At 59.8% G+C, this 23911-nt stretch carries 15 protein-coding genes; 11 read left to right on the top strand and 4 right to left on the bottom strand.

Annotated elements, in window-relative coordinates; genetic code table 11:
• Positions 1-100 precede the first annotated feature (100 nt).
• The 10 genes from htpG to larD all read left to right on the top strand — a co-directional run bounded on the left by htpG (position 101) and on the right by larD (position 18379).
• Entirely contained in the window at positions 101-2125 is a 2025-nt protein-coding gene (htpG, locus tag AAAX72_RS05450; RefSeq protein ID WP_349129431.1) for a molecular chaperone HtpG, read from the top strand.
• A gap of 490 nt (positions 2126-2615) precedes the next feature.
• Positions 2616-5390, top strand: a complete 2775-nt coding sequence (locus AAAX72_RS05445) for a YhgE/Pip domain-containing protein (RefSeq protein ID WP_349129430.1) — start codon at positions 2616-2618, stop codon at positions 5388-5390.
• Positions 5391-7580, top strand: coding sequence for a YhgE/Pip domain-containing protein (locus AAAX72_RS05440; protein WP_349129429.1), 2190 nt, complete (start codon positions 5391-5393; stop codon positions 7578-7580).
• A gap of 333 nt (positions 7581-7913) precedes the next feature.
• Positions 7914-8897 carry a DMT family transporter gene (locus tag AAAX72_RS05435; protein WP_349129427.1) on the top strand — a complete coding sequence of 328 codons (984 nt, stop codon included), beginning with the start codon at positions 7914-7916 and terminating at the stop codon, positions 8895-8897.
• 115 nt (positions 8898-9012) lie between these two features.
• Positions 9013-10308 (top strand): M20 family metallopeptidase, encoded by a 1296-nt coding sequence (locus AAAX72_RS05430; RefSeq protein WP_349074532.1) that lies wholly within the window; start codon positions 9013-9015, stop codon positions 10306-10308.
• Positions 10309-10429: 121 nt separating this feature from the next.
• On the top strand, positions 10430-10879 hold the full coding sequence (locus tag AAAX72_RS05425; protein ID WP_349129425.1) for a hypothetical protein: 450 nt from the start codon (positions 10430-10432) through the stop codon (positions 10877-10879).
• A gap of 304 nt (positions 10880-11183) precedes the next feature.
• Positions 11184-12497 carry a histidine--tRNA ligase gene (gene hisS, locus AAAX72_RS05420; RefSeq protein WP_195362008.1) on the top strand — a complete coding sequence of 438 codons (1314 nt, stop codon included), beginning with the start codon at positions 11184-11186 and terminating at the stop codon, positions 12495-12497.
• A gap of 338 nt (positions 12498-12835) precedes the next feature.
• Positions 12836-15568, top strand: a complete 2733-nt coding sequence (locus tag AAAX72_RS05415) for a phosphoenolpyruvate carboxylase (RefSeq protein ID WP_233524920.1) — start codon at positions 12836-12838, stop codon at positions 15566-15568.
• A gap of 752 nt (positions 15569-16320) precedes the next feature.
• Positions 16321-17598, top strand: coding sequence for a nickel-dependent lactate racemase (gene larA, locus AAAX72_RS05410; protein WP_118205180.1), 1278 nt, complete (start codon positions 16321-16323; stop codon positions 17596-17598).
• 49 nt (positions 17599-17647) lie between these two features.
• Positions 17648-18379 carry a D/L-lactic acid transporter LarD gene (gene larD / locus AAAX72_RS05405; protein WP_117640038.1) on the top strand — a complete coding sequence of 244 codons (732 nt, stop codon included), beginning with the start codon at positions 17648-17650 and terminating at the stop codon, positions 18377-18379.
• Between the two features lie 322 nt (positions 18380-18701).
• Here larD and AAAX72_RS05400 read toward each other — a convergent pair whose 3' ends face one another.
• The 4 genes from AAAX72_RS05400 to serB form a co-directional block, all read right to left on the bottom strand.
• Positions 18702-19241: a TetR/AcrR family transcriptional regulator gene (locus AAAX72_RS05400; protein ID WP_349129424.1), complete on the bottom strand. Its 540-nt coding sequence runs from the start codon at positions 19239-19241 to the stop codon at positions 18702-18704.
• Positions 19242-19243: 2 nt separating this feature from the next.
• Positions 19244-20155, bottom strand: a complete 912-nt coding sequence (locus tag AAAX72_RS05395; protein WP_349129422.1) for a LarC family nickel insertion protein — start codon at positions 20153-20155, stop codon at positions 19244-19246.
• A gap of 10 nt (positions 20156-20165) precedes the next feature.
• Positions 20166-20948: a nickel pincer cofactor biosynthesis protein LarB gene (gene larB, locus AAAX72_RS05390; protein ID WP_349129421.1), complete on the bottom strand. Its 783-nt coding sequence runs from the start codon at positions 20946-20948 to the stop codon at positions 20166-20168.
• 116 nt (positions 20949-21064) lie between these two features.
• Positions 21065-21700 carry a phosphoserine phosphatase SerB gene (gene serB, locus AAAX72_RS05385; RefSeq protein WP_055285969.1) on the bottom strand — a complete coding sequence of 212 codons (636 nt, stop codon included), beginning with the start codon at positions 21698-21700 and terminating at the stop codon, positions 21065-21067.
• Between the two features lie 256 nt (positions 21701-21956).
• On the opposite strand from serB, the gene aspS reads away from it, so the two are divergent.
• Complete coding sequence (gene aspS / locus AAAX72_RS05380; RefSeq protein WP_349129420.1) at positions 21957-23744, top strand: aspartate--tRNA ligase; 1788 nt, start codon at positions 21957-21959, stop codon at positions 23742-23744.
• Positions 23745-23911: the final 167 nt, after the last annotated feature.

The following is a 23911-nucleotide window of genomic DNA, read 5'->3' as shown; positions in this document are numbered from 1 at the left end:
TAATAGGTTATAAAATCTAAGTCTGAACATAGCAGGTCTGCGATGCGGCTCGGGCAACCGGGCCGTTTTTGCGGGCAGGGGTAGCGCGAAAGGACTGCACATGCGTCAATTTAAGACCGAGAGCAAAAAACTGCTCGACCTCATGATCAACTCCATCTACACCAATAAGGAAATCTTCCTGCGCGAGCTTATCTCCAACGCGAGCGATGCCGTCGACAAGCTCAACTTTAAGAGCCTTCAGGATCCGAGTGTCAAGCTCGACCAGGGCGACTTGGCCATCCGTGTTTCCTTTGATAAGGACGCCCGTACCATCACGATTTCGGATAACGGTATCGGCATGACCGCCGAGGAGCTCGAGCGCAACCTGGGCACCATTGCCCATTCCGGCTCCGAGGAGTTTAAGACCGAGAACGCCGAGCAGCAGGGTTCCGATGTCGACATCATCGGTCAGTTTGGCGTGGGTTTCTACTCCGCCTTTATGGTCGCCAGCCACGTGAAGGTCGTCAGCCGCGCTTATGGCGAGGATACCGCCCATGTTTGGGAGTCCGACGGTCTTGAGGGCTACACCATCGAGGATGGCGAGCGTGCTGAGCACGGTACCGATGTCATCCTGACGCTGCGTGAGAACGAGAAACTCGACGCCGACGGCGAGGCCGAGACCTACGATCGCTTCCTGACCGAGTGGGGCCTCAAGAGCCTGATTCAGCAGTACAGCAACTATGTGCGCTACCCGATTCAGATGATGGTGTCCAAGAGTCGCCAGAAACCCAAGCCCGAGGACGCGCCGGATGATTACAGGCCCGAGTACGAGGACTACCAGGAGCTCGAGACCATCAACTCCATGACGCCGATCTGGAAAAAGCGCAGCTCCGACGTTGAGCAGAAGGATTACAACGAGTTCTACAAGTCCACGTTCCACGACTTTGACGATCCTGCGCGCACTATCAGCTTCCATGCCGAGGGTACGCTTGAGTACGATGCGCTGCTGTTTGTGCCGGGTCGCGCCCCGTTTGATCTGTACAGCAAGGACTACGAGAAGGGCCTGGCGCTCTACAGCTCCAACGTGCTGATTATGGAGAAGTGCGACGACCTGCTGCCCGACTACTACAACTTTGTGCGCGGTGTTGTGGACTCTGCCGACGTGACGCTCAATATTTCGCGTGAGACGCTGCAGCAGAACCGTCAGCTCAAGGCCATTGCCAAGCGCGTGGAGAAGAAGATCACCGCCGATCTCGAGGACATGCGCGACAACGACCGCGAGGCCTACGAGAAGTTCTTTGAGAACTTTGGTCGCGGTCTTAAGTACGGCATCTATTCGAGCTACGGCATGAAGGCCGACGAGCTCGCCGACCTGCTACTGTTCTGGTCTGCCAAGGAGCAGAAGATGATTACCCTTGCCGAGTATGCCAAGGGCATGCCCGAGGGCCAGAAGGCAATCTACTATGCCGCCGGCGATTCGCGCGAGCGTCTGGCCAAGATGCCCGTCGTGAAGGGCGTGCTCGACCGCGGCTACGATGTACTGCTGCTGACGCAGGACGTGGATGAGTTCACCTTCCAGGCCATGCGTGAGTACGTGGCTGCCGATATGCCCAAGGTCTACGAGGATGACGCTGCTCGCGAGGCTGCCGAGAAGGCAGTTGCCGATGGTGCCGAGCCTGAGGTCGAGGATCGTCACCTGGAGCTTAAGAACGTCGCGACCGGCGATCTTGACTTGGCGACCGATGACGAGAAGAAAGAGGCCGAGGACGCCACCAAGGAGAACGAGGACCTCTTTAATGCCATGAAGGAGGCGCTCGGCGACAAGGTCGAGAAGGTTGCCGTCTCTGCGCGCCTGACCGATGCTCCCGCGTGCATCACCACCGAGGGTCCGCTTTCGCTCGAGATGGAGAAGGTGCTTCAGAAGGGTCCCGAGGGCACGCCCGACGGCATGCCCAAGAGTCAGCGCGTGCTCGAGCTCAACGCCAAGCACCCGGTCTTTGCCAAGCTCGTCGCTGCTCAGAAGGCGGGCGACGCCGACAAGATCAAGCAGTACTCTGGTCTGCTCTATGATCAGGCCTTGCTGGTCGAGGGCATTTTGCCCGAGGACCCCGTTGCCTTCGCGGCGGCTGTTTGTAACTTGATGTAGTTAGGTAGTTACGCGGTTTTACCAAACCGCGTAACGGCTCGACGCTGCCCTCAGTTCCGCCGTTCTAACGAACGGCGGACCAGTCGACGCTGCGCGTGCGCCAGAGCGACAACTTGTCATTCAAAGAGGACGGCATGACCAGAAGGTCTATGCCGTCCTCTTTTCATGCCAATTTGTTCGCTCTGGCGCCCGCTCGCTGGCATTGCTAAAACATCGATGTTACCGTGGTCCTAAGTAGTCATTGGGGGCGTTTTTGTTTGACTAGTCGTTTAAGAACGTCCCCGATGCTATTTGAATTGCTAATTTGTGCGGGTTGTGGTTTTGTGACCTGCTGAAATTAAAGATACTGTACAACTGTACGTTAATTCGTCTTCGTAGTATATTGCTACCCGCAAAACTCAACACCATTGTGCTTTGCGACGTTAAAGCGCCTACTACAATGGTTGTCGATAGTACGATTCGATTTAACGACAGGATGGATGGTCCAAGCGTGAGTCTCGGCAGCAAACTATCCAATGCAAAGGTGTCCTTTGCGATATTTAAGCGCGACATTAAGCGACTGCTTGTGAACCCCGTCGCCTTGGTGGTTACCCTTGGCGTGTGCGTTATTCCCTCGCTGTATGCCTGGTACAACATCGTGGCCAACTGGGATCCGTACGGAAATACCCAGGGTATCAAGATTGCCATCGCCAACAACGATCGGGGCACCCAAAACGACTTGGTGGGCGAGCTCAACGCGGGCGATAAGGTCGTCGATCAGCTCAAGGAGAACGATCAGCTGGGCTGGACCTTCGTCGATTCGGCGGCTGATGCCAAGGAGGGCGTCGAGAGCGGTGAGTACTATGCGGCCATCGTAATTCCCAAGAACTTCTCGGATAACCTGGTTTCGATGCTCGACGGCAACTACCATCAGCCCAAGCTTACGTACTACGTCAATGAGAAGAAGAGCGCTATTGCGCCCAAGGTTACCGACACCGGCGCAAGCACCATCGAGGAGCAGATCAACTCGGAATTTGTCTCCACGGTGGGCGAGACCGTTGCCAGCATTGCCAAGGATGCCGGAGTCGATTTAAAGGACAAGGCAACCCAGACTCGGGATTCGTTGGCAAGTTCTGTCTCCGAGGCATCCGATACCTTGGGCGAGGTGCGCGATTCGATTGGCGACATGAATGCCGCCATCGATAAGACGAGTGGTTCCATTGCCTCGGCAGATGCAGCGCTTACCGGTCTGCAGGGTCAGGCGCCGTCGCTGACGCAGGCGATCTCCCAGGGCAACGACCTGCTGGGTGAAGCTCGCACCACGGCGGGCAACTCTATCGCCTCGCTCTCCAAGGCGCTCTCGGAAGGCAGCCTTGCGCTCACCAAGACGTCGGCCTCCGCGAACGCTGCCATCGGCAAGCTGACGGGCACGGTCACATCTACGACCACCCGCATCGACAACTCGCTCGAGTCTCTCCAAGCGACGATCGACCACAATAAGGCCGTTATCGGGCACTTGGAAATTCTCGTCAATGACACGTCGACGGGTTCCAAGGAAATTGACGCGCGCATTGTATCGACCATCGATTTGCTCCGCGAGCAGAATGAAAAGCTTCAGAGCATCAAGGACGGTCTGTCTGCGCAGTCGAGCGCCATGGCGAATGACGCCGCGGCTGTTTCGGGTGCCAGCGACGCTATCAATAACGCAATTCAGGCCGGTGCGACCAACCTTGGCCAGGCCCAGACGGACCTGGGTCAAAACGCGCTGCCGAAGGCCTCGAGCGCGCTTGATTCCTTTGCCGCCGTCTCGGGTGATCTGACGGGAATCGTATCTGGCCTCACGCCCACGATTGCAAGTGCGCGCGGTACGCTTTCGCAGCTTAACGCTACGCTCGGCCAGGCCAAGACCGCGCTGTCCCAGACCGATTCCTCGCTTGCCAAGGTCCAGGACAAGCTCGCAACCGCCGCCAACGACATCGCGGCGCTACAGACCTCCGAGTCCATGGGCGAGCTGGCCGACCTGATGGGCGTCGATGTCAATGACGTGGCAGATTTCATGGCCTCTCCGGTCGAGCTGACGTCCAAGTCGATCTATCCGGTCAAGAGCTTTGGCTCGGGCATCGCTCCCTTCTACACCAATCTGGCGCTTTGGGTGGGCGGCTATGTGCTCATCGCCATCTACAAGCTCGAGGTCGACCGTGAAGGTGTTGGCAGCTTTACGGCGCGCCAAGGCTACTTTGGCCGCTGGTTGCTCATGGTGATCCTGGGCGCGTTGCAGGCCATCATCGTTACGGTGGGTGATCTGGTCATTGGCGTACAGTGCGTCAACCCGCTGCTGTTCGTGCTGGGCGGCATCGCCATCTCGTTTACGTACGTCAACATCATTTACGCGCTGTCCACTACGTTTAAGCACATCGGCAAGGCAATCGGCGTCATTCTGGTTATCGTGCAGATCCCGGGTTCGTCGGGCATGTACCCCATCGAGATGATGCCTGGCTTCTTCCAGTGGCTGCACCCGCTGCTGCCCTTTACCTACGGCATCAATCTGCTGCGCGAGACGGTCGGCGGCATGTACTCGTTTAACTACCTGTTTAACCTGTGCATTCTGGGCGTGTTCTTGATCGTGGCGCTCTTTATCGGCCTGCAGCTGCGTCCGCTGCTGCTCAACCTTAACCTGCTCTTTGATAAACAGCTCTCCACGACCGGTATGATGATTTGCGAGTCCAACGACCTGCCGCGCCAGCGCTACTCGCTGCGCACGGCCATGCGCGTCATGCTCGATTCCGATTCGTACCGTCGCGAACTGCTCGATCATGCGGTCGCCTTTGAACATCGCTACCCGTACTACATCAAGGGCGGTTTTGCCGCCGTGGTGGGCGTTCAGGTCCTGCTCTTTGTCCTGTCGACGGTTCTCGATATCGACAATAACGGCAAGATCATCCTGCTTGTCATTTGGATCATCTCGGTTATTGCCATCTGCGGCTGGCTGATCAATATCGAATATATCCGAGCGAGCCTCAATACCCAGATGCGCATCTCGGCGCTTTCGGATGAGGACCTGCGTCGCGAGATGCGCGAACACACGGCCGCCATTCCTGCCGCCCGCCACATGTTTGGCCTCAACGCCAGCGAGCGTGGTGCCAAGGGCGGCGATCAGTCCACGGGCCGCTTGCCGCATATCGGTGCGCATCGTAAGGCTCAAGATGCCGACGGCGTTGACAACGTAAACGGAAACGACGGGGAAACCGCCCCGCTCGGCAAGCACTCCAAAGGAGGTGAGGCATAAATGAAGAACATCCTGCATCTGTTTAAGCGCGATGTCCAAAACGTGTCTCGCTCCGTAATCGGCTTGGTTGTCGTGATGGGCCTCGTTATCGTACCGTGCCTGTACGCGTGGTTTAATATCGCCGGCAGCTGGGATCCGTACGGCAACACCGGCAATCTTAAGATCGCCGTGGTCAACACCGATGAGGGTTACGAGAGCGATCTGATCCCTGTCGAGGTCAACGTGGGCGAAAACGTGACCGCCACCCTGCGCGGCAACGAGAGCTTCGATTGGGTTGTGCTCAACAATCGAGAAAAGGCCATCGAGGGCGTCAAATCGGGCGCATACTATGCGGCTGTCGTTATCCCCAAGACGTTTAGTGCCGATATGATGACGCTCTTCTCGACCGATGTGAAGCATGCCGATATCGAGTTCTACGAGAACCAGAAGGCCAACGCTATCGCACAGATCGTGACCGAGAAAGGGTCGAGCGCCGTCCAGAGCCAGGTTAACGAAACCTTTACCGAGACCATCACGACCATCGGTCTTAAAACCGTGTCCAGCCTGCTCGATTACATGAGCACCGACCAAGTGAGCAACTTTATCGCCAACCTGTCCTCGACGCTGGGCGATTCGGTCCAGGACCTGCAAGACGTTCAGGCCAGCGCAACGTCGCTGGCGGGCATTTTGAGTTTCACGTCCGATTCGCTGACGTCGGCGGGCGGTATGCTCAAGCAGACGGGCACGGTCGATGAGTCGACTAAGCAGCTGATGGAGCATGCCAAGAGCGGTATCGATGATTCCAAAGAAGCGCTTAAGGCGGCAAACGATGCCATCGATGCCGCGATCGATGGAAGTGCGGGTTCGTTCGACAATGTGTCTGCCGAGCTCGCGAAGGCGTTCGATGCCGCGAACCAGCATGTCGACCTTACGGTGTCCCAACTCAAGGATGCCGCTGCGGCCCTCAATGCGCGCGCCAAGGATATCGATGCGATGGCCGATCAGCTCCGCAGCTTTGCCGACCAGGTGAGGGATGAGAATTTGAAGGACGGCCTCAAGTCCGCTGCGACGTCGCTGGGCAGAATCGCCGTTGAGTACCGCAATAATGAGAAGGACCTGAAGGCGACCGCGAAGTCTCTCTCCGACAGCATGGCCGAGGTCAACAGCTCGCGTGCCGAGGTCGATCAGGCCATCGCCGATGCCAAGGCCGGCATCGCGGGTGCCAAATCCGATTACGATTCCACGTTCTCGGTTAAGGCCAAGGAGCTCAAGAAGACCGTCTCGGGGGTTCTGGATTCACTGAATGGTATTTCAAGCGATCTGGATAGCGCCGTTGCAGGACTGACCGATGCGTCCGGCTCGCTGGCAAAGGGTCTGTCCAAAGCCGCAAAGCTGGTCAACAAGGCTTCCGATCAGTTGGGTGAGGCATCGGACAAGATCAGCGCGTTTAAGGACGAGCTTGACGGCGCCCTTATGTCGGACGATCTGGCCACGATCAAGACAATGATCGGCAACGACCCCGAGGGTTTGGCCGCGTCGCTTTCCGGCCCCGTCGCGCTCGACCGCAAGCCGGTCTATCCGATTCGCAATTACGGCTCTGCCATGGCACCGTTCTACACGATTCTGTCGCTCTGGGTCGGTTCGATCGTGCTGGCGGCCATGATGAAGGTGTCGGTTGACGATGAGCTCATCAACGAGCTCATCCCCGTGCGCCTGCACGAGATCTACCTGGGCCGTTACCTGTTCTTTGGCGGTCTGGCGCTGCTGCAGGCAACGCTCGTGTGCGCGGGCGACATCCTGTTCTTTGGCATCCAGTGCGACAACCCGCTGCAATTTGTGCTGGCGGGCTGGATCGCGAGCCTCGTGTTCTCCAATATCGTCTACACGCTTACGGTGTCGTTTGGCGATATCGGTAAGGCACTCGCTGTCGTGCTGTTGGTTATGCAGGTCGGCGGTTCGGGCGGTACGTTCCCCATCGAGATGACCGGTCCCGTGTTCCAGGCGATATATCCGTTCCTGCCGTTTACCCACGGCATCAACGCCATGCATGCCGCCATGGCCGGTGCCTACCATATGGAGTACTGGATTGAGCTGGGCATTCTGGCGAGCTATCTGATTCCGTCGCTGGCGCTGGGCGTGGTCTTCCGCCGTCCGGTCATCAAAGCCAACGACTGGATTATCGAAAAGCTGGAAAGCACGAAACTTATCTAGTTACGCGGTTTTACCAAACCGCGTAACGGCTCGACGCTGCAAACGGCCCCAAGCGGCAATCTGACGTTCAATTTCAAGGGCGCGACCAGAAGGTCAGCGCCCTTTCATTTCACGTCACCTTGCTCGCTTGGGGCCGTTTTCGCTGACGTTGACGGAACATCGAGGTTATTCAAGTCGGTACTTTAGTGGGCTGGATTGCGGTGCAACGCTGGTTGTTGTTACAGTAGCGGGGCGTGCCGGGGGTCCGGCGCGCCCCGTTTTTATTTGACCATGAGGCGGCACGCAGCCATACGCGTGCGGACACCACGCCCAGATTGAGTGCGAGGATGTTCCATGGCCCAATACGCTGCCAACGAAATCGAAAACTTGCCCGATAGCCCTGTTGCTCGCGAGGACCTGGGTGCGGGCGGCACCTCCCGCGGTGCCGGTGCTCGTTCGCCGCTGTTCTGGAAAGTTCTACTGCTTTCGGTAGCGATTATCTGGGGCTACTCCTTTACCACTATGAAGGACGCGCTCGACACCATCCCGGTGTTTGAACTGCTCTACGTGCGCTTTCTGCCTGCGGCGTTGGTCATGTTTGCCGTCTTCCACAAACGCATCATTGCACATTTCAATGCTCGTAACCTGATCGTCGGCCTGAGTATGGGCGTGCTCATGTGGGCGGCCTATGCGTTGCAGACGGTCGGTCTGGCACATACTACGGCGGGCAAAAATGCTTTTTTGACGGGCACGTACTGCATCCTTGTGCCGTTCGCGAGCTATTTTCTGAGCGGCGAAAAACTCACCCGCTATAACCTGGGCGCGGCACTGCTGTGCTTGGCGGGCATTGGTTTGGTGGCGCTCGATAGCGTTGAATTCAACATCGGTGACGTCATTACGCTGGCGGGTGCGGTCTTTTTCGCCATCCAGATGGCGGTGACCGCCAAGTACGGTCGCAAAATGGACATCAACGTCATCACGTTTTGGATGTTTGTGGGCAATGGTGTCTTGAGCCTTATCTCGTCGCTGCTATTCGAGACCCAAGCGCCGCTGTCCGTTTGGACGCCGAGCTTTATCAGTGTGATGGCGTTTCTCTCGGTGGGCTGCACATGTGTGGCTCTGCTCATCCAAAACGTCGGCCTGGCGCATGTCCCGGCCTCGACGGGCTCGCTGCTCCTTTCGATGGAGTCGCCTTCGGGTGTGCTGTTCTCGGTGCTGCTGATGGGGGAGGCGCTCACCTCGCGCCTGCTCGCCGGCTTCGCGCTCATCTTTCTTTCGATTATCTTGAGCGAGACGCATTTCGATTTTTTGCGTCGAAAACCGCGCCCGCAATTGTAAACAATTTGTTGCGCCGCCTCCCGGGGCGGCATTTTTTATGCGTCGCCCTTAAAGTAGTACCTTGCACTTTACGCTATCAAAGTGCTTGCTGCAAAAACGTTACTGGAGGGCATCTATGGCACCAGCACTGTCCGATCTTCAACCGCAACCAGCGCCCAAGGCCACCGCGGCGGCGCAAGCCGCCATTGGCGACAGTCTGGTCAAAGAGGCTCAAACTTTTGCCGATGAGCTTGCCGCATGGCGTCACGATCTGCATCGGACGCCCGAACTTGGTAACGACCTCCCGCAGACCTCTGCGTATATCCAAGCGCGCCTGGCCGAGATGGACATCCCGTTTGCCACGCTCGTCGATGGTTCCTGTGTTGTGGGCCTTGTCGGTGCCGGTGCCACCGCGGCCCAGGGCAATGGCGTCTGCACGGACGAACAGGCCGGTACGGTCGTTATGCTTCGTGGCGACATGGACGCCCTGCCCGTTGCCGAGGAATCCGGCGAGCCCTTTGCATCCACCAACGGCTGCATGCACGCTTGCGGTCACGATATGCACGCGACGGCGCTGCTTGGTGCGGCTCGTATGCTCAAAGCGCGCGAGGCAGAGCTTGTTGATGCCAACGCTACGGTTAAGTTGCTGTTCCAGCCGGGCGAGGAGACCTTTGAGGGAGCACGCGCTGCCATCGCCGACGGTTTGCTCGAGAACCCGCGCCCTCAGGCGGCCTTTGCCATGCATGTCAACAGCCAGTCGCCGCTTGGTCTGGTGCTCTACGGCAGCCCGGCGCTTTCGGGCGTGTACGGTTTTCGCATCACGCTTCAGGGCAAGGGCGGCCATGGCTCGAGCCCCGAAATCTGCATCGACCCCATCGCGGCCGGCGTCCATGTGCACCTGGCGCTCCAGGAGCTTATCGCCCGCGAGGTGCCGGCGGCCAAGGAAGTCGCACTTACCGTTGGTAAGTTTGCTGGCGGCTTGGCGGCCAACGTCATCCCCGACACCTGCGTGCTCGAGGGAACGCTGCGCGGCTTCGATGTTGAGCTCATGGAGCACCTCAAGACCCGCATCGCGGAGGTCGTTAACGGCGTTGCCACAACATATCGTACGCCGGCGACCATCGAGACGCTTTCGGATGTTCCGCCGCTTGTACTCGACAGCGATATGACTCAGGCGTCGCTTGGCTACGTGGGCGCAGTGCTGCCCAAGTCGGCTTTCTTGCCGCTTTTCCATGCCATGGCGAGTGAGGACTTCGCGCTTATCTCGAGCGAGATTCCGAGTGCGTACTTTACCGTGGGCGCGGCCGTAACCGACACGGACGAACACTTTGCCCAGCACCATCCCAAGGCACGTTTTAACGATGCCGAGCTGCCGCTCGGTGCTGCGGCTTATACCGCCGTCTCTTTGGGCTATATCGCCGACCACCGGTAGCATCCAACCTTGCCTTTCAAGCCTGCGGGCATGGCCGTAAGGCCTATGCCCTTGTCTTTCAAGGCAATCTTGGGCACTACCGGCGCCCGGCGCAGGCTATTCGTTTTTTAAAAGGAGCGGTATGTCCCAGCAACGCAAATTCTTCCCCGGCTGGCTCGTGGTGACCTCCGGCTTTGTGATCATGGCCACGTGCTACACGATTTTCGTCAACTGCATGAGCCTGTTCCAGCCGCTGATCGTCAGCGACCTGGGCATTTCCCTTGCGCAGTACAACATCTCCAACGCTATCTCCACCGTGGTGAGCGTCGTGGGTTCGCTCGTTATCGGCCATGTTGCCGATAAGGTGAGTGGCCGCGTATTGGGCTCGCTCACCGTTATCGCCACCTCGGCGGTGCTCGCGGGCATGAGCTTTGTGGGTGAGCTTTGGCAGGTCTATGTGCTCTTTGCCGTCTCGGGCTCCTTTGCGAGCGCCTGGATCGTGTGCCTGGTGTGTTCTGTTGTCATGCTCGTGTTCCTGCTGGCATCGGAGCCCATCGCCGCCAAGCTGCGCGCAAGCGTGGTGGGGGAGTAGACGTCCGTTGCTCTTTTCTGTTCGCCCCGTTCTGTCCGTGGCCGCCTTGGAAGCCGAATGGATGCTCGTACCATCATTCGGTTTCCAAGGCGGCCACGGGCCTACGAAATGATCCCTTTTCCTCCGTCCCCAACAGATCACGTGATCCGAAGGGGACGGAGGAAAAGGGATCGGCTGCCGCGGCGGCGCGTCTGGCCGAACGAGTCCCCATACCCTCGTTCGGTCAGACGCGCCGCCGCGGTTTGTGTTTGTGCCGTATAATGACCGTTACCTATGACGCGATACAAAAGAAAGGTGTTTGCCCATGCAGGCACAGAAGGCGGAGGGAACCCGCGACCTTATCGGCGCCGAGATGCGCGCCTGGCAAAAGATGCAACAGATTGCGGCCGGCGTGTTCGAGCCGTTTGGCTTTAAGCCTATCGAGACGCCCGCGATCGAGCAGGTGGACGTGTTTGTCCACGGTATCGGCCAGTCGACCGACGTCGTGCGCAAGGAGATGTTCCGCGTGTTCAGCGGTGCCAACCTGGAGCGCGTCTTTACCGAGGGCACCGACACCAAACTCAAGCCCAAGCAGCGCCTGGCACTTCGCCCCGAGGGCACGGCCGGCGTGGTGCGCGCCGTCGTCGAGAACAATCTGGTGCCCCAGGGCTCCACGCCGTTTAAGGCGTACTACGCCGAGGCCATGTTCCGCGGCGAGCGTCCCCAGAAGGGCCGCCTGCGCCAGTTCCACCAGGTAGGCATCGAGTGGCTCGGCGCTCCCGATCCGGCGGCAGACGCCGAGTGCATCATCATGCTCATGGAGTTCTACAAGCGCCTGGGCTTCGATCTTTCCAAGCTTCGTCTGCTCATCAACTCGATGGGTGACGCCCAGTGCCGTCCGGCCTATCGCGAGCAGGTTAAGCAGTTCATCCTCGATCACGCCGACGAGATGTGCGATGAGTGCCGCGAGCGCGCCGAGCTCAACCCGCTGCGTGCCTTCGACTGCAAGAACGACCACTGCCGCGAGATCATGGCCGAGGCTCCGCTGATGGGTGACAACCTGTGCGATGAGTGCCGCGAGCACTACGAGCAGGTCAAGCGCTATCTGGATGCCGCCGGTATCGAGTATGTCGAGGATCCCACCTTGGTGCGCGGCCTGGACTACTACACCCGTACTGTCTTTGAGGTCGAGGCCCCCGGCGCCGGCGTCGGCTCCATCGGCGGCGGCGGCCGCTACGACGGTCTGGTCGAGCTCGAGGGTGGCAAGCCCACGGCGGGCGTCGGCTTTGCCGTCGGTTTTGAGCGCGCCCTGCTGGCCCTGCAGGCCTTTGGCAGCGATCTGGGTGCCGAGGAGGCCCCGTGCGTCTATGTCGCCAACGCCGGCAAGGAACTGCGCCAGAACGTCTTTGCCATTACGCAGGAGCTTCGCGCCGCAGGCATCGTGACCGAGGCCGACTATCAGGGCCGTTCGCTTAAGGCCCAGTTTAAGCAGGCCGATAAGGTAGGCGCCAAGCTCATCTTGGTCCTGGGTGGCGACGAGCTTGCCGCCGGCAAGGTCAAGGTGCGCGACATGGAGAGCCACGAAGAGGTCCTTGCCGATCTGGCCAACGTCGTCGAGGCGGTTCGCGAGCGCCTGTAGCGCATCTTTTTGAGCTGCGGGTCCGCTGACACGTCCCGCTTGCGGCGAGCGATTGTTACGGGGGTGTTTCGCATTTATGCGGAATGCCCCCGTTTACGTATGCCGCCCACCGAGAAATACGACCATTTAGGGCAAAAACCTTTGCAATGCAGAAAATACTTTTGTGTGGTAAAGCGCAATCAGTGTCGAAAGTATTTCTCAAGCGCCTATAATGAATACCGCATGTTACGTGCATAGAAGGAGGAATGGGAGGAAACGTGGCTGAGAACCTAAGCAACCAGTCTGTACCCGAAGCCGCGGCGCGCGTCGCTGCCGTGGTCAACCGCCTCGTTAACCGAATCGGCTCGAATGCCGAGTCCAGGGAGCGTCTCGCCGAGATCGAGATCCCCGAGGAGCTGCGCGACAATCTGGCGCTGTTCTTGCGCCTGGAGCGCCGTGTGCTTAGCGAGTATGATCCCGAGATCGCGGACCTGTTCGACAAGATTTTGACAGCCGAGATTGTGGTCAATGCCGGCAACCCCGGTACCTGCGCTGCCGACGAAGCCGTCGACGAGCAGGGCGTGCCCACCGCCGACGAGCCCACTGCCGTGGCATTTCGTGAGGTCGTCGATTTGATCGACAGCCTGCCGCTCGATAAGCAGCAGGTCATTGTCCGCGCCTTTACGAGCTTTTTCCATCTGGCAAACCTGTCGGAGGAGAACTACCGTGTGGCGCAGCTGCGCGAGCGCGAGGCCGGTGCGTCGACCGATACCGAGGTCGATCCTGCCAACGAGCTTACCGTTGCCTATCACCAGCTGGTGAATGAGCTGGGTGTCGAGGGTGCCAACGAGCTGCTCGACAAGCTCGAGTTCCACCCTGTCTTTACCGCACATCCCACCGAGGCCCGTCGTAAGGCCGTCGAGGGCAAGATCCGCCGTATCTCCAACCTGCTGGAGGAGCGTCCGCGTCTGGGCGGCTCCGACCTGGTGGAGAACGAGCGCCATATGCTGCAGGAGATCGACGCCCTGGTGCGTACGAGCCCCATCGCGCTCAAGAAGCCCACGCCGGTCGAGGAAGCCGATACCATCATCGACATCTTCGATAACACGCTGTTCGACGTTATCCCCGTTATCTATCGTCGTTTTGACGATTGGGTGCTGGGCGACAAGGCCGGTACTGTGCCGCCGCTGTGCCCGGCGTTCTTCCATCCCGGCAGCTGGATCGGTTCCGACCGCGACGGTAACCCCAACGTCACCGCCAAGGTGAGCCGTGAGGTCGCCGCCAAGTACTTTACGCACATGGTGCTCAAGCTCGAGGACAAGTGCCGCCACATCGGCCGCAACCTCACGCTCGAGGCTACCTACAGCAAGCCGTCGGCCGAGCTCATTAACCTGTGGAACCATCAGGTCGAGATGAGCCCTCGGTACACGGCCCGCGCCGAGCTGATCTCCGAGCACGAGCCGCATCGCGCCGTCATGCTCGTCATGGCCGACCGTCTGAACGCCACCGTGCGCCGTATCACCGACACCATGTACCACAGCGCCGACGAGTTCCTGGATGACCTGCGCGTCGTCCAGCGTTCGCTGGCCGCCTGCGGTGCCGTCCGTGCCGCCTACGGCCCGGTCCAGACCATCATCTGGCAAGTCGAGTCCTTCGGCTTCCATATGGTCGAGATGGAGTTCCGTCAGCACTCCGTGGTGCATGCCCGCGCCCTCAAGGATATCCACGAGAACGGTATCCATGGCGACCTGCAGCCCATGACGCGCGAAGTCATCGATACCTTCCGTGCCATCGGCTCCATCCAAAAGCGCTACGGCAAGAAGATGGCGCACCGCTACATCATCTCGTTTACCAAGAGCGCCCAGCATGTGGCTGACGTCTTCGAGCTGGCCCACCTGTCCTTCGCACACGAGGAAGATGTCCCCGAGCTCGACGTGATCCCGCTATTCGAGCAGCTCGAGGACCTCGAGGGCTGCGTCGACGTGCTCGACCAGATGCTTACGCTGCCCGTGGTGCAGAAGCGTCTTGCCCAGACCAACCGCCGCATGGAGGTTATGCTGGGCTATTCCGACTCCTCCAAGGACGCCGGTCCTACCACGGCCATGCTCGCGCTGCATTCCGCGCAGGAGCGCATTGCCAAGTGGGCCGAGAAGAACGATATCGACCTGGTGCTCATGCACGGTCGCGGCGGTGCCGTTGGCCGTGGCGGCGGCCCGGCCAACAAGGCCGTGCTGGCGCAGCCCAAGGGTTCGGTCAACTGCTTCTTTAAGCTCACCGAGCAGGGCGAGGTCATCTTTGCCCGTTACGGCAACCGCACGCTGGCTCAGCGCCATGTTGAGTCCGTTGCCGCCGCAACGCTTTTGCAGTCGGCCCCGAGTGTCGAGAAGACCAACACAGAGACCACGCAGAAGTTCTGGGATATGGCCGAGAAGCTTAACGCTGCAAGCCACGAGCGCTATCTGGACCTGCTGAACACCGAGGACTTTACACCGTGGTTCTCGACCGTGACGCCGCTGACCGAAGTCGGTCTGCTGCCGATCGGCTCGCGTCCCGCTAAGCGCGGCCTGGGCGCCAAGTCGCTCGACGACCTGCGTACCATTCCGTGGATCTTCAGCTGGAGCCAGGCACGCATTAACCTGGCCGCTTGGTACGGCCTGGGCACCGCCTGCGAGCAGCTTGGTGACCTTGACCAGCTCAAGGCTGCCTACCAGGAGTGGCCGTTCTTCCGCACGTTCATCGACAACATCGAGATGTCGATCGCCAAGACCGATCAGCGCATCGCCAAGATGTATCTGCACCTGGGCGATCGCCAGGATCTGTCCGAGAAGGTCTTTACCGAGATGCAGCTCACGCGTAAGTGGGTCCTTGCCATCGTCGGTGATGAATGGCCGCTGCAGCGTCGTCGCGTGCTCGGCTGCGCTGTTCGCGTGCGCAACCCCTACGTCGACGCCCTGTCCATCGCCCAGGTCCGCGCCCTTCGTGAGGTGCGTATGAACCAGGACGAGATGGCCGAGGAGAAGAAGGCCGAGTACATGAGCCTGATTCTTTCGACTGTGACCGGCGTCTCGGCAGGACTGCAGAACACGGGGTAATCGATAGCCCTGTAGTCGTCCGGGTCCGCCATTAGTTTACTTTTAGGCACGTCCTCGGACATGCAAGAAGCCCTCGCTGCGCACTTCGTGCGGCGAGGGCTTCTTGCGTCCTGTGGAGTGTGCCTAAAAGTAAACTAATGGCGGGCCCTACGATGTCCGGTTTTCGGCGGATTGGCCGTTGGCTGAGGGTGGTGCTTGGGGCGACGTGCAAAAAACGGAGTTTTCAGCAGCCAAAGATTGATGCATAAGGCCATAGCCGGCTTTCGCTACCTTTGTTGATGCTTTTGCACGACAATTGGGCCTTGGCGATGCCCGTATATGGCTGGTTTCTCGCCGCATGCTATCCAGATGGGACGAGTCATGAGGACTATCTACCTTTTGAAAGACTTTTGACACCAAAATCTTATCCCGCGATACTGAATACTCGCAAAAATGCACGCTCCGGAGGGTACTACCCTGGTACGGTTTGAAATCCATGCACCATTTTATGCAATTAATTAACGCATTTATGCAAAATGGCTTACGTGCGTACATCTCGGGGTAGATGTTTGCCTCGGCGCTGCGTAAGTCATCCTGTCTATTGTGTCTTTTACAGGCGGTTGCGGTCCCGTTTGGGATCGCGGCCGTTTTGTTGTGGGTCAAATATGAACGTTGTGTTAACGACTCGGTGGACGGTGGTGTTTTTCGGTGAGCGGCGTATCCTTCCAACGGTTTATCTAGTGTGTCAGTTGAAAGGAAGAGGGCGCTCGTCATTGTTTGAATGTGAACTACCGTTTGACCATAAGACGTTGCATCTAGAGCTCGAGGATAAGAACTTCGCGGGTGTGATGGAAGGTCATCAAAACGAGTTTAAGACTACAAAATCGCAGGAAGAGCTGGTAGAGGAGTCGCTTGCCAACCCTTATGGCTCACCTTCGCTCGAGGAGCTTTGTGCTGGCAAGAAGGATATCGTCATCATTAGCTCCGACCATACGCGCCCCGTTCCCTCGCGTGTGACGATGCCTATTCTGCTGCATCACATCCACTCCGCTGCGCCTGAGGCACGCGTTCGCATTCTGGTTGCTACGGGTATGCATCGTCCGTCGACGCACGAGGAGCTCGTCAACAAGTACGGCGAGGAGATCGTTGCCAACGAGGAAATCGTTATGCACGTCGCGACTGACGACAGCATGATGAAAAAGATCGGCACCCTGCCTTCTGGCGGCGAGTGCATCATCAACAAGATTGCCGCCGATTGCGATCTGCTGCTTGCCGAGGGCTTTATTGAGCCGCACTTCTTTGCCGGTTTCTCTGGCAGCCGCAAGTCCGTGCTGCCCGGCATTGCCAGCTACAAGACCATCATGTACAACCACAACGGTCAGTTTGTGAACGATTCCCATTCGCGTGCCGGCAACCTGTGCCACAACCACGTGAACGAGGATATGTTTGCCGCTGCCGAGATGGCTCACCTTGCCTTTGTGCTTAACGTGGTGCTCAACGGCAAGCACGAGGTCATCGGCTCCTTTGCCGGCGACATCCACAAGGCGCACGAGGCCGGCTGCGAGTTCGTGAAGAGCCTTGCCGGCGTTGAGCCCGTCGAGTGCGAGATTGCCATCACCACCAACGGCGGCTACCCGCTCGACCAGAACATCTATCAGGCCGTGAAGGGCATGTGCGCTGCCGAGGCCACGCTTCCCGAGGGCGGCGTGATCATCGATGTCGCCGGTTGCGCCGACGGTCACGGTGGCGAGGGCTTCTATCACAACATCGCCGACAACGATCCGGCAGAGTTTGAGCGCGCCTGCATCGACCGTCCTAAGGACGAGACCCTGCCCGACCAGTGGACGAGTCAGATCTTTGCCCGCATCCTGGCGCATCACCCCGTGATCATGGTCACCGACCTGTGCGATCACCAGATGATCAAGGATATGCACATGACGCCGGTCAACACCCTCGAGGAGGCGCTCAAGCTCGCCTTTGAGATGAAGGGTGCCGATGCCAAGGTTGCCGTCATTCCCGATGGCCTGGGCGTTGTCGTCGCGCAGCACTAGTACGCGGCCTAAACGAATCGTTTATAACCGACAAGAAAGATAAGGTTTTATGCTTACCAAACTCCTCTGCGAATTCGGCGCAACGGCCCTCATGATCATCTTTGGCGTGGGCGTGCACTGCGATACCGTGCTCAAGGGCACTAAGTATCAGGGCTCCGGCCATATGTTTGCCATCACCACCTGGTCTTTTGGCATCTCGGTCTGCCTGTTTGTCTTTGGCGGCGCCGTGTGCATGAACCCGGCTATGGTGCTTGCCCAGTGCATCGTAGGCCTGGTGCCGTGGAGCAGCTGCATCCCCTTCATGATTGCCGATATGCTCGGCGGCTTTGTGGGCGCCGTAATCGCTTGGCTTATGTATGCCGATGAGTTCAAGGCTTCCGAGGGCGTCGTCGACCCCATTGCCCAGCGCAACATCTTCTCGACCAACCCCACCACCGAGGGCACCAACTATGCCCGCAACTTCTTCTGCGAGGCTATCTGCACCTTCGTGTTCATCAGCGCCATCCTTGCTGCCGCTAGCCGCGCCGGCGAGAACGTTCTGATGCTCGCCATCTGCGTCGGCCTGATCGTTTGGGCCGTTGGCATGGGCATGGGCGGCATCACCGGCTTCGCCATGAACCAGGCTCGTGACCTTGGTCCTCGCATGGCCTATCAGGTTCTGCCGATTAAGAACAAGGCCGACAACAACTGGAAGTACGGCCTGCTTGTTCCTGGCATCGCTCCGTTTATCGGTGCCGCTCTGGCCGCACTGTTTGTGCACGGTTTCTTGGGCATGTTCTAGTCCAAGGCTACATAGGTTGTTCGCCGTCCGCATGGGGTAACTTCCCAGCGCGTCCTCGGACATGCAAAAAGGCTCGCTGCGCACTTTGTGCGGCGAGCCTTTTTGCGTCCTGCGGAGTGCGCTGGGAAGTTACCCCATGCGGACGGCTGCGGGGTCTTCGTTGCGTTCGTGCAAGCAACCCAACATATATATCTGAATTTGGATGGGAGGGGCTTGTTGCTGGTAGGGGCGTTGGGCTGCTGTTGACACTTTGGGATGGATTGTGCTTTGGGTTGGGGCGGGGCTTTGAGATGAGGGCGGAACTTTGGGATGAGGAGTTTACTTAGTTGAAGAGGGGTTTTATGGCTGAGAGGTAGTCTTTGGCTACGTCGGCTTTGTCTGCTTGAAAGTTGTGCCAGGCCCACCATTGGACGGTGGCTACGAAGCTTGAGGCTATGTGGTGTAGTAGGAAGCTGCGGTCCATGGTGCCGGCGGGGCCTGTGGGGTCGACGGGGACGGTTTCGGCTGCTCGTGACATGATGGTCTTGCGTAAGCAGTCGGCAAAGACGCGTGAGCCGGCGCCGGCTACGAGGGCGCGTACGCCCTGGCGGCGCTCCCAGAGGTTGTTGAGGATATGCTCGACCTGCACGAGTGGGTCGTCGAGGGGCGTACCGTCATCGTCGAGGGCATGGGTGCAGATATCGCACACGAGCTCAGCGAGTAGGTCATCTTTGCTCTTGAAGAGGCCGTAGAACGTGGCCCGACCCACATGGGCGCGAGCGATGATGTCACCGACGGTGATCTTGCCGTAGTCCTCTTCGCGCAGCAGCTCGGAGAACGTCGTAACGATGGCGGCGCGGCTTTTTGCCTTGCGGGCATCCATGGCTAGGCGTCCGCGTGAACGAGCAGGCAGCGGAGCGTACCGGAACAACCCTCGTAGGGGCGCTTGCCGGCGCCGTAGCCGACGGCTTCGATGCGGTAGCGTGAGGGCAGTTGGTCGGACGTGCGCAGCGCGGTGACGATGGCGGCGCCCGTGGGCGTCACGAGCTCGCCGGCGACCGGTGCAGGCGTGAGGGCGATATTGCCCGCCTGGCACAGGTTGACGACAGCGGGGACGGGAATGGGCATGAGGCCGTGGGCGCAGCGAATGGTGCCGTGGCCCTCAGAGAGCGATTCGACCACGATGTCCTCAATACCCAGGTCATCGAGGCAGATGGCGACAGAGCAGACGTCGACGATGGAATCGACGGCGCCTACCTCGTGGAACATGACGGTCTCGGGCGTTTTGCCGTGGGCCTTGGCCTCGGCGGCGGCGAGCGCGGTAAAGATGGCGAGCGCACGACGCTTGGCGCCATCGCTTAGCTGCGAGCCTTCGATGATGGCGGTGACGTCCGCCAAAGAACGGTGGTGATGGTGGTGGGCGTGATGATGGCCCTCGTGGCCATGACCGTGGGCCTCATGGTCATGGTCGTGGCAGTGCTCGTGCTCGCCATGGTCATGATGGTGGTGTTCGTGTTCGTGCATATGCTCGACAGCTGCTTCGTTGCCGTAGAGCCAGGCCATATCGTGATCGTGGTTCTCGAGCTCCTCTGCAAGCTGGACATCGAAATCGCAGGCGTCGATGCCGTGCTTGTTTACGCGCGTCACGGCAATCGAAAAGCCGTCGACCGGCAGCGTGGCGAGCTGCTCGTGCAGATGCTCCTCGCTGGCGCCCAGGTCGAGCAGGGCCGCGACGGTCATATCGCCGCTGATGCCCGAGGTGCCGTCGATGATAAGCGTATGCTGATGGTTGGACATGGAATGCTCCTTAGCGGGCGCGGGGTGTGCCGGCGCTCAGATGATTGATAAGACTTGCCTGGTATGCGGCACCAAAGCCGTTGTCGATATTGACGACCGAAACGCCGCTGGCGCAGGAGTTGAGCATGGCGAGCAGTGCGGCTACGCCACCAAAGCTCACGCCGTAGCCCACGCTGGTGGGAACGGCAATGACCGGACAGCTCACCAGGCCGCCGATAACGCTCGCCAGCGCGCCTTCCATGCCGGCGATGGCGATGACCACCTGCGCCTGGGCAAGTTCCTCGGCATGCGCGAGCAAGCGGTGCAGGCCGGCGACGCCTACGTCGTAGAGGCGGTCGACCTCGTTGCCATAGAACTCGGCCGTCAACGCGGCTTCCTCGGCGACGGGCAAGTCGCTCGTGCCGGCGCAGGCGACGACGATGCGTCCGTTACCGGTGGGGGAGGGCTTGCCGCCCACGAGGGCGAGCTGTGCGTCCGGGACATATCCCAGGTCGATGCCGTTGTCGAGGAGCTCCGAGGTGCGGGCTGCTTTTTCGCTGTCCAGGCGCGTGACCAGGATGCGCTCCTGGCCAGCATCGCGCAGCGCTTCGATAATGGCGGCAATCTGCTCGGCGGTTTTACCCGCACCGTAGACAACCTCGCCGGCTCCCTGGCGCACCCCGCGCGAAAGATCGAGCTGCGCAAAACCCAGATCGGCGGTCGGCGCCGTCTGGATGCGCGTAAGGGCGACAGCCGGGGTGACTGCTCCGCCGGCAACATCGCTCAGCAATTGCTCAAGATCTCGCTTATCCATATATGTTCCTTTCGACGGTGCAAAGTCTAGCACGAGAAAGATAGTTTCCGAACATTAGAACAAAATCGTTCGGAAACTAGATATAGCGGAGTTGATTTGATTGTTGGGCGAACTTGCTAGTCACGCAGGATGATGTCCATGGCGAGCATCAGGTTGCGCTCGTCGATGGCAAATGGGGCGGCTTCGCGCGTCTTGGGCTTGGCGCAAAACGCGATGCCCGTGCCCGCGGCCTGAATCATGGGGATGTCGTTTGCCCCGTCGCCAATAGCGACCGTGTGGGCCATATCGACACCGCACTCAACCGCCCAGTCCAGCAGCTGGATGAGCTTGGACTCCTTGGTCACAATGTCTGCCGCCAGCTTACCGGTGAGCTTGCCGTCCACGACCTCCAGGCGGTTAGCCAGGCAAAAGTCGATACCCGCGGCGGCCACGATCTTATCGGCGACCTCGTGGAAGCCGCCGCTTACCACGCCGACCTTCCAGCCCTTGCTGTGCGCCGAGCGCACAAGCTCCAGCGCGCCGGGGGTAAACGTCACGCGCTCAAAGGTGCGCTCGAACACGCTCTCATCCAAGCCGGCAAGCAGCCCCACGCGCTCCTCGAGTGCCTGCTTAAAGTCCAGTTCGCCGCGCATGGCGCGCTCAGTGATCTTCGCCACTTGCTCGCCTACGCCGGCCTCCTCGCCCAACAGGTCGATGACCTCCTGGTTGATGAGCGTGGAGTCGATATCCATAACGATGAGGCGTGCAGTCATGGCGGGCCTTTCCGAGTGCAGTTGTATTGGGGCACATTGTCGCACGCGGCGCGCCTTGGCGACGGCCAGGCCGCGTCAATTGTTTCGTCTCCGTCAAGTCTTTGGGCAGGAGCCACTTTTTCGCGGCACATCGACGCGGGTGCGATAAGATAGAACGCCATGTCCGGCTGCGCGGTTTACGCAGGCTGGGCAAATCTGTACGACGCCGCCCGGAACGACACGGGGCGGCACAGATCCATAAAGGAGGATCACTGGTATGAGCCAGACCCGTCCCATTGACGAGCATTCCATGCACACCCGTACCTGCGGCGAGCTTCGCTTCGAGAACGTGGGCGAAGAGGTCACCCTCACCGGTTGGGTGAGCCGTCGCCGCGACCACGGTGGCCTTATTTTCTGCGACCTTCGCGACCGCGAGGGCATCACGCAGCTCACCTTCGACCCCGAGCACTCCGACGGCGATGCCTTTAAGATCGCCGAGACCATGCGTCCCGAGTGGCCCATCAAGATCCACGGCGTCGTGCGCTCCCGTGGCGAGGAGACCACCAACGCCAAGCTCGCGACCGGCGAGATCGAGGTCCTGACCGACCACGCCGAGGTGCTCAACACGTCTGTCACCCCGCCGTTCCAGATCGAGGACGGCATCGAGACCAGCGAGGACACCCGTCTGCGTTATCGCTATCTGGACCTCCGCCGTCCCAAGATGATGGCCAACCTCAAGCTGCGCTCCGACTTTACCTTTGCCATTCGCGAGGCGCTGCACAACCGTGAGTTCATGGAGGTCGAGACGCCCTCCCTGTTTAAGTCCACGCCCGAGGGCGCCCGCGACTTCATCGTTCCCAGCCGTATTCAGCCGGGTAACTTCTACGCCCTGCCGCAGTCCCCGCAGCTCCTGAAGCAGCTGCTTATGGTCGGTGGCGTTGAGCGCTACTACCAGGTCGCCAAGTGCTTCCGCGACGAGGACCTGCGTGCCGACCGTCAGCCCGAGTTCACCCAGGTCGATATCGAGATGTCCTTCGTGGACCAGAACGACGTTATGAGCGCGCTCGAAGAGGTCTTGGCCGATGCCTTCGGCCGCATGGGCGTCGAGATGCCCACGCCGTTGCGTCGCATGGACTACTGGGAGGCCATGGACACCTATGGCTCCGACAAGCCCGATACCCGCTATGGCATGCATCTGGTCGACCTGACCGACATCTTCGCCAACTCCAAGTTCAAGGTCTTTGCGACCGCCGCAAACGAGGAGGGCTCTGTCGTCAAGGCCATCAACGCCAAGGGCGCCGGTGCCTGGGCACGTGCCAAGATCGATAAGCTCGCCGGCGTGGCCTCCACGTTTGGCGCCAAGGGCCTGGCTTGGATCGCCTTCCGCGAGGACGGCTCCATCAACAGCCCCATCGTCAAGTTCTTCTCGGACGAGGAGATGGCGGCTCTGCGCGAGCGCATGGACGTCGAGCCCGGCGACCTTGTGATGTTCGCCGCCGGCCCGCGCCTGCTCTCTGACGAGATCCTGGGCGGCATGCGCTCCCACATGGCCAACGCGCTCGAGATCAAGCGCGAGGGCCACGACTTCCTGTGGGTCGTCAACTTCCCGCTGTTCCACTGGGATGAGGACCGCAAGGCTTACGCTGCCGAGCATCAGCCCTTTACCCTGCCGACCGAGACCGACATCGCCAAGATTGAGGCCGATCCGCTGGCAGCCGGTTCCTGCACCTACGACTTTGTCATGGACGGCTTTGAGGCCGGCGGCGGTGGTATGCGTATCCACAACGCCGAGATGCAGATGTCCATGCTCAAGCTCCTGGGCTTTACCGAGGAGCGCGCCGAGTCGCAGTTCGGCTTCCTCATGGAGGCTCTCAAGTTTGGTGCGCCCCCGATGGGCGGTTTCGCTCTGGGCCTGGACCGCGTGTGCATGCTGCTCACCGGCTCCGACTCCATCCGCGACGTCATGGCGTTCCCCAAGACGGCCAGCGGCTCCGACCTCATGTCGGGCGCCCCGAGTGCCGTTAGTGGCGCCCAGCTCAAGGACGTCAGCCTGCGCCTGATGTAGGCGAGCGGCTACATATTGCCCGCAACGAGGGAAGGACACGTGCCTTCCCTCGTTTTTTATGTCGTAACGTCATGGTTTGGAGGCTTGCCGTCGTGCGTCGCGGAAACTACGACCCGGAATTTGCGTCCAGAAGGGGTCGCGCTTTCCCAAAGGGGGTCCTCTGGGAA

This window comes from Collinsella sp. CLA-ER-H8, from assembly GCF_040092335.1.
GTDB lineage: Bacteria > Actinomycetota > Coriobacteriia > Coriobacteriales > Coriobacteriaceae > Collinsella.
This window is presented reverse-complemented; position numbering and strand designations above follow the sequence as displayed.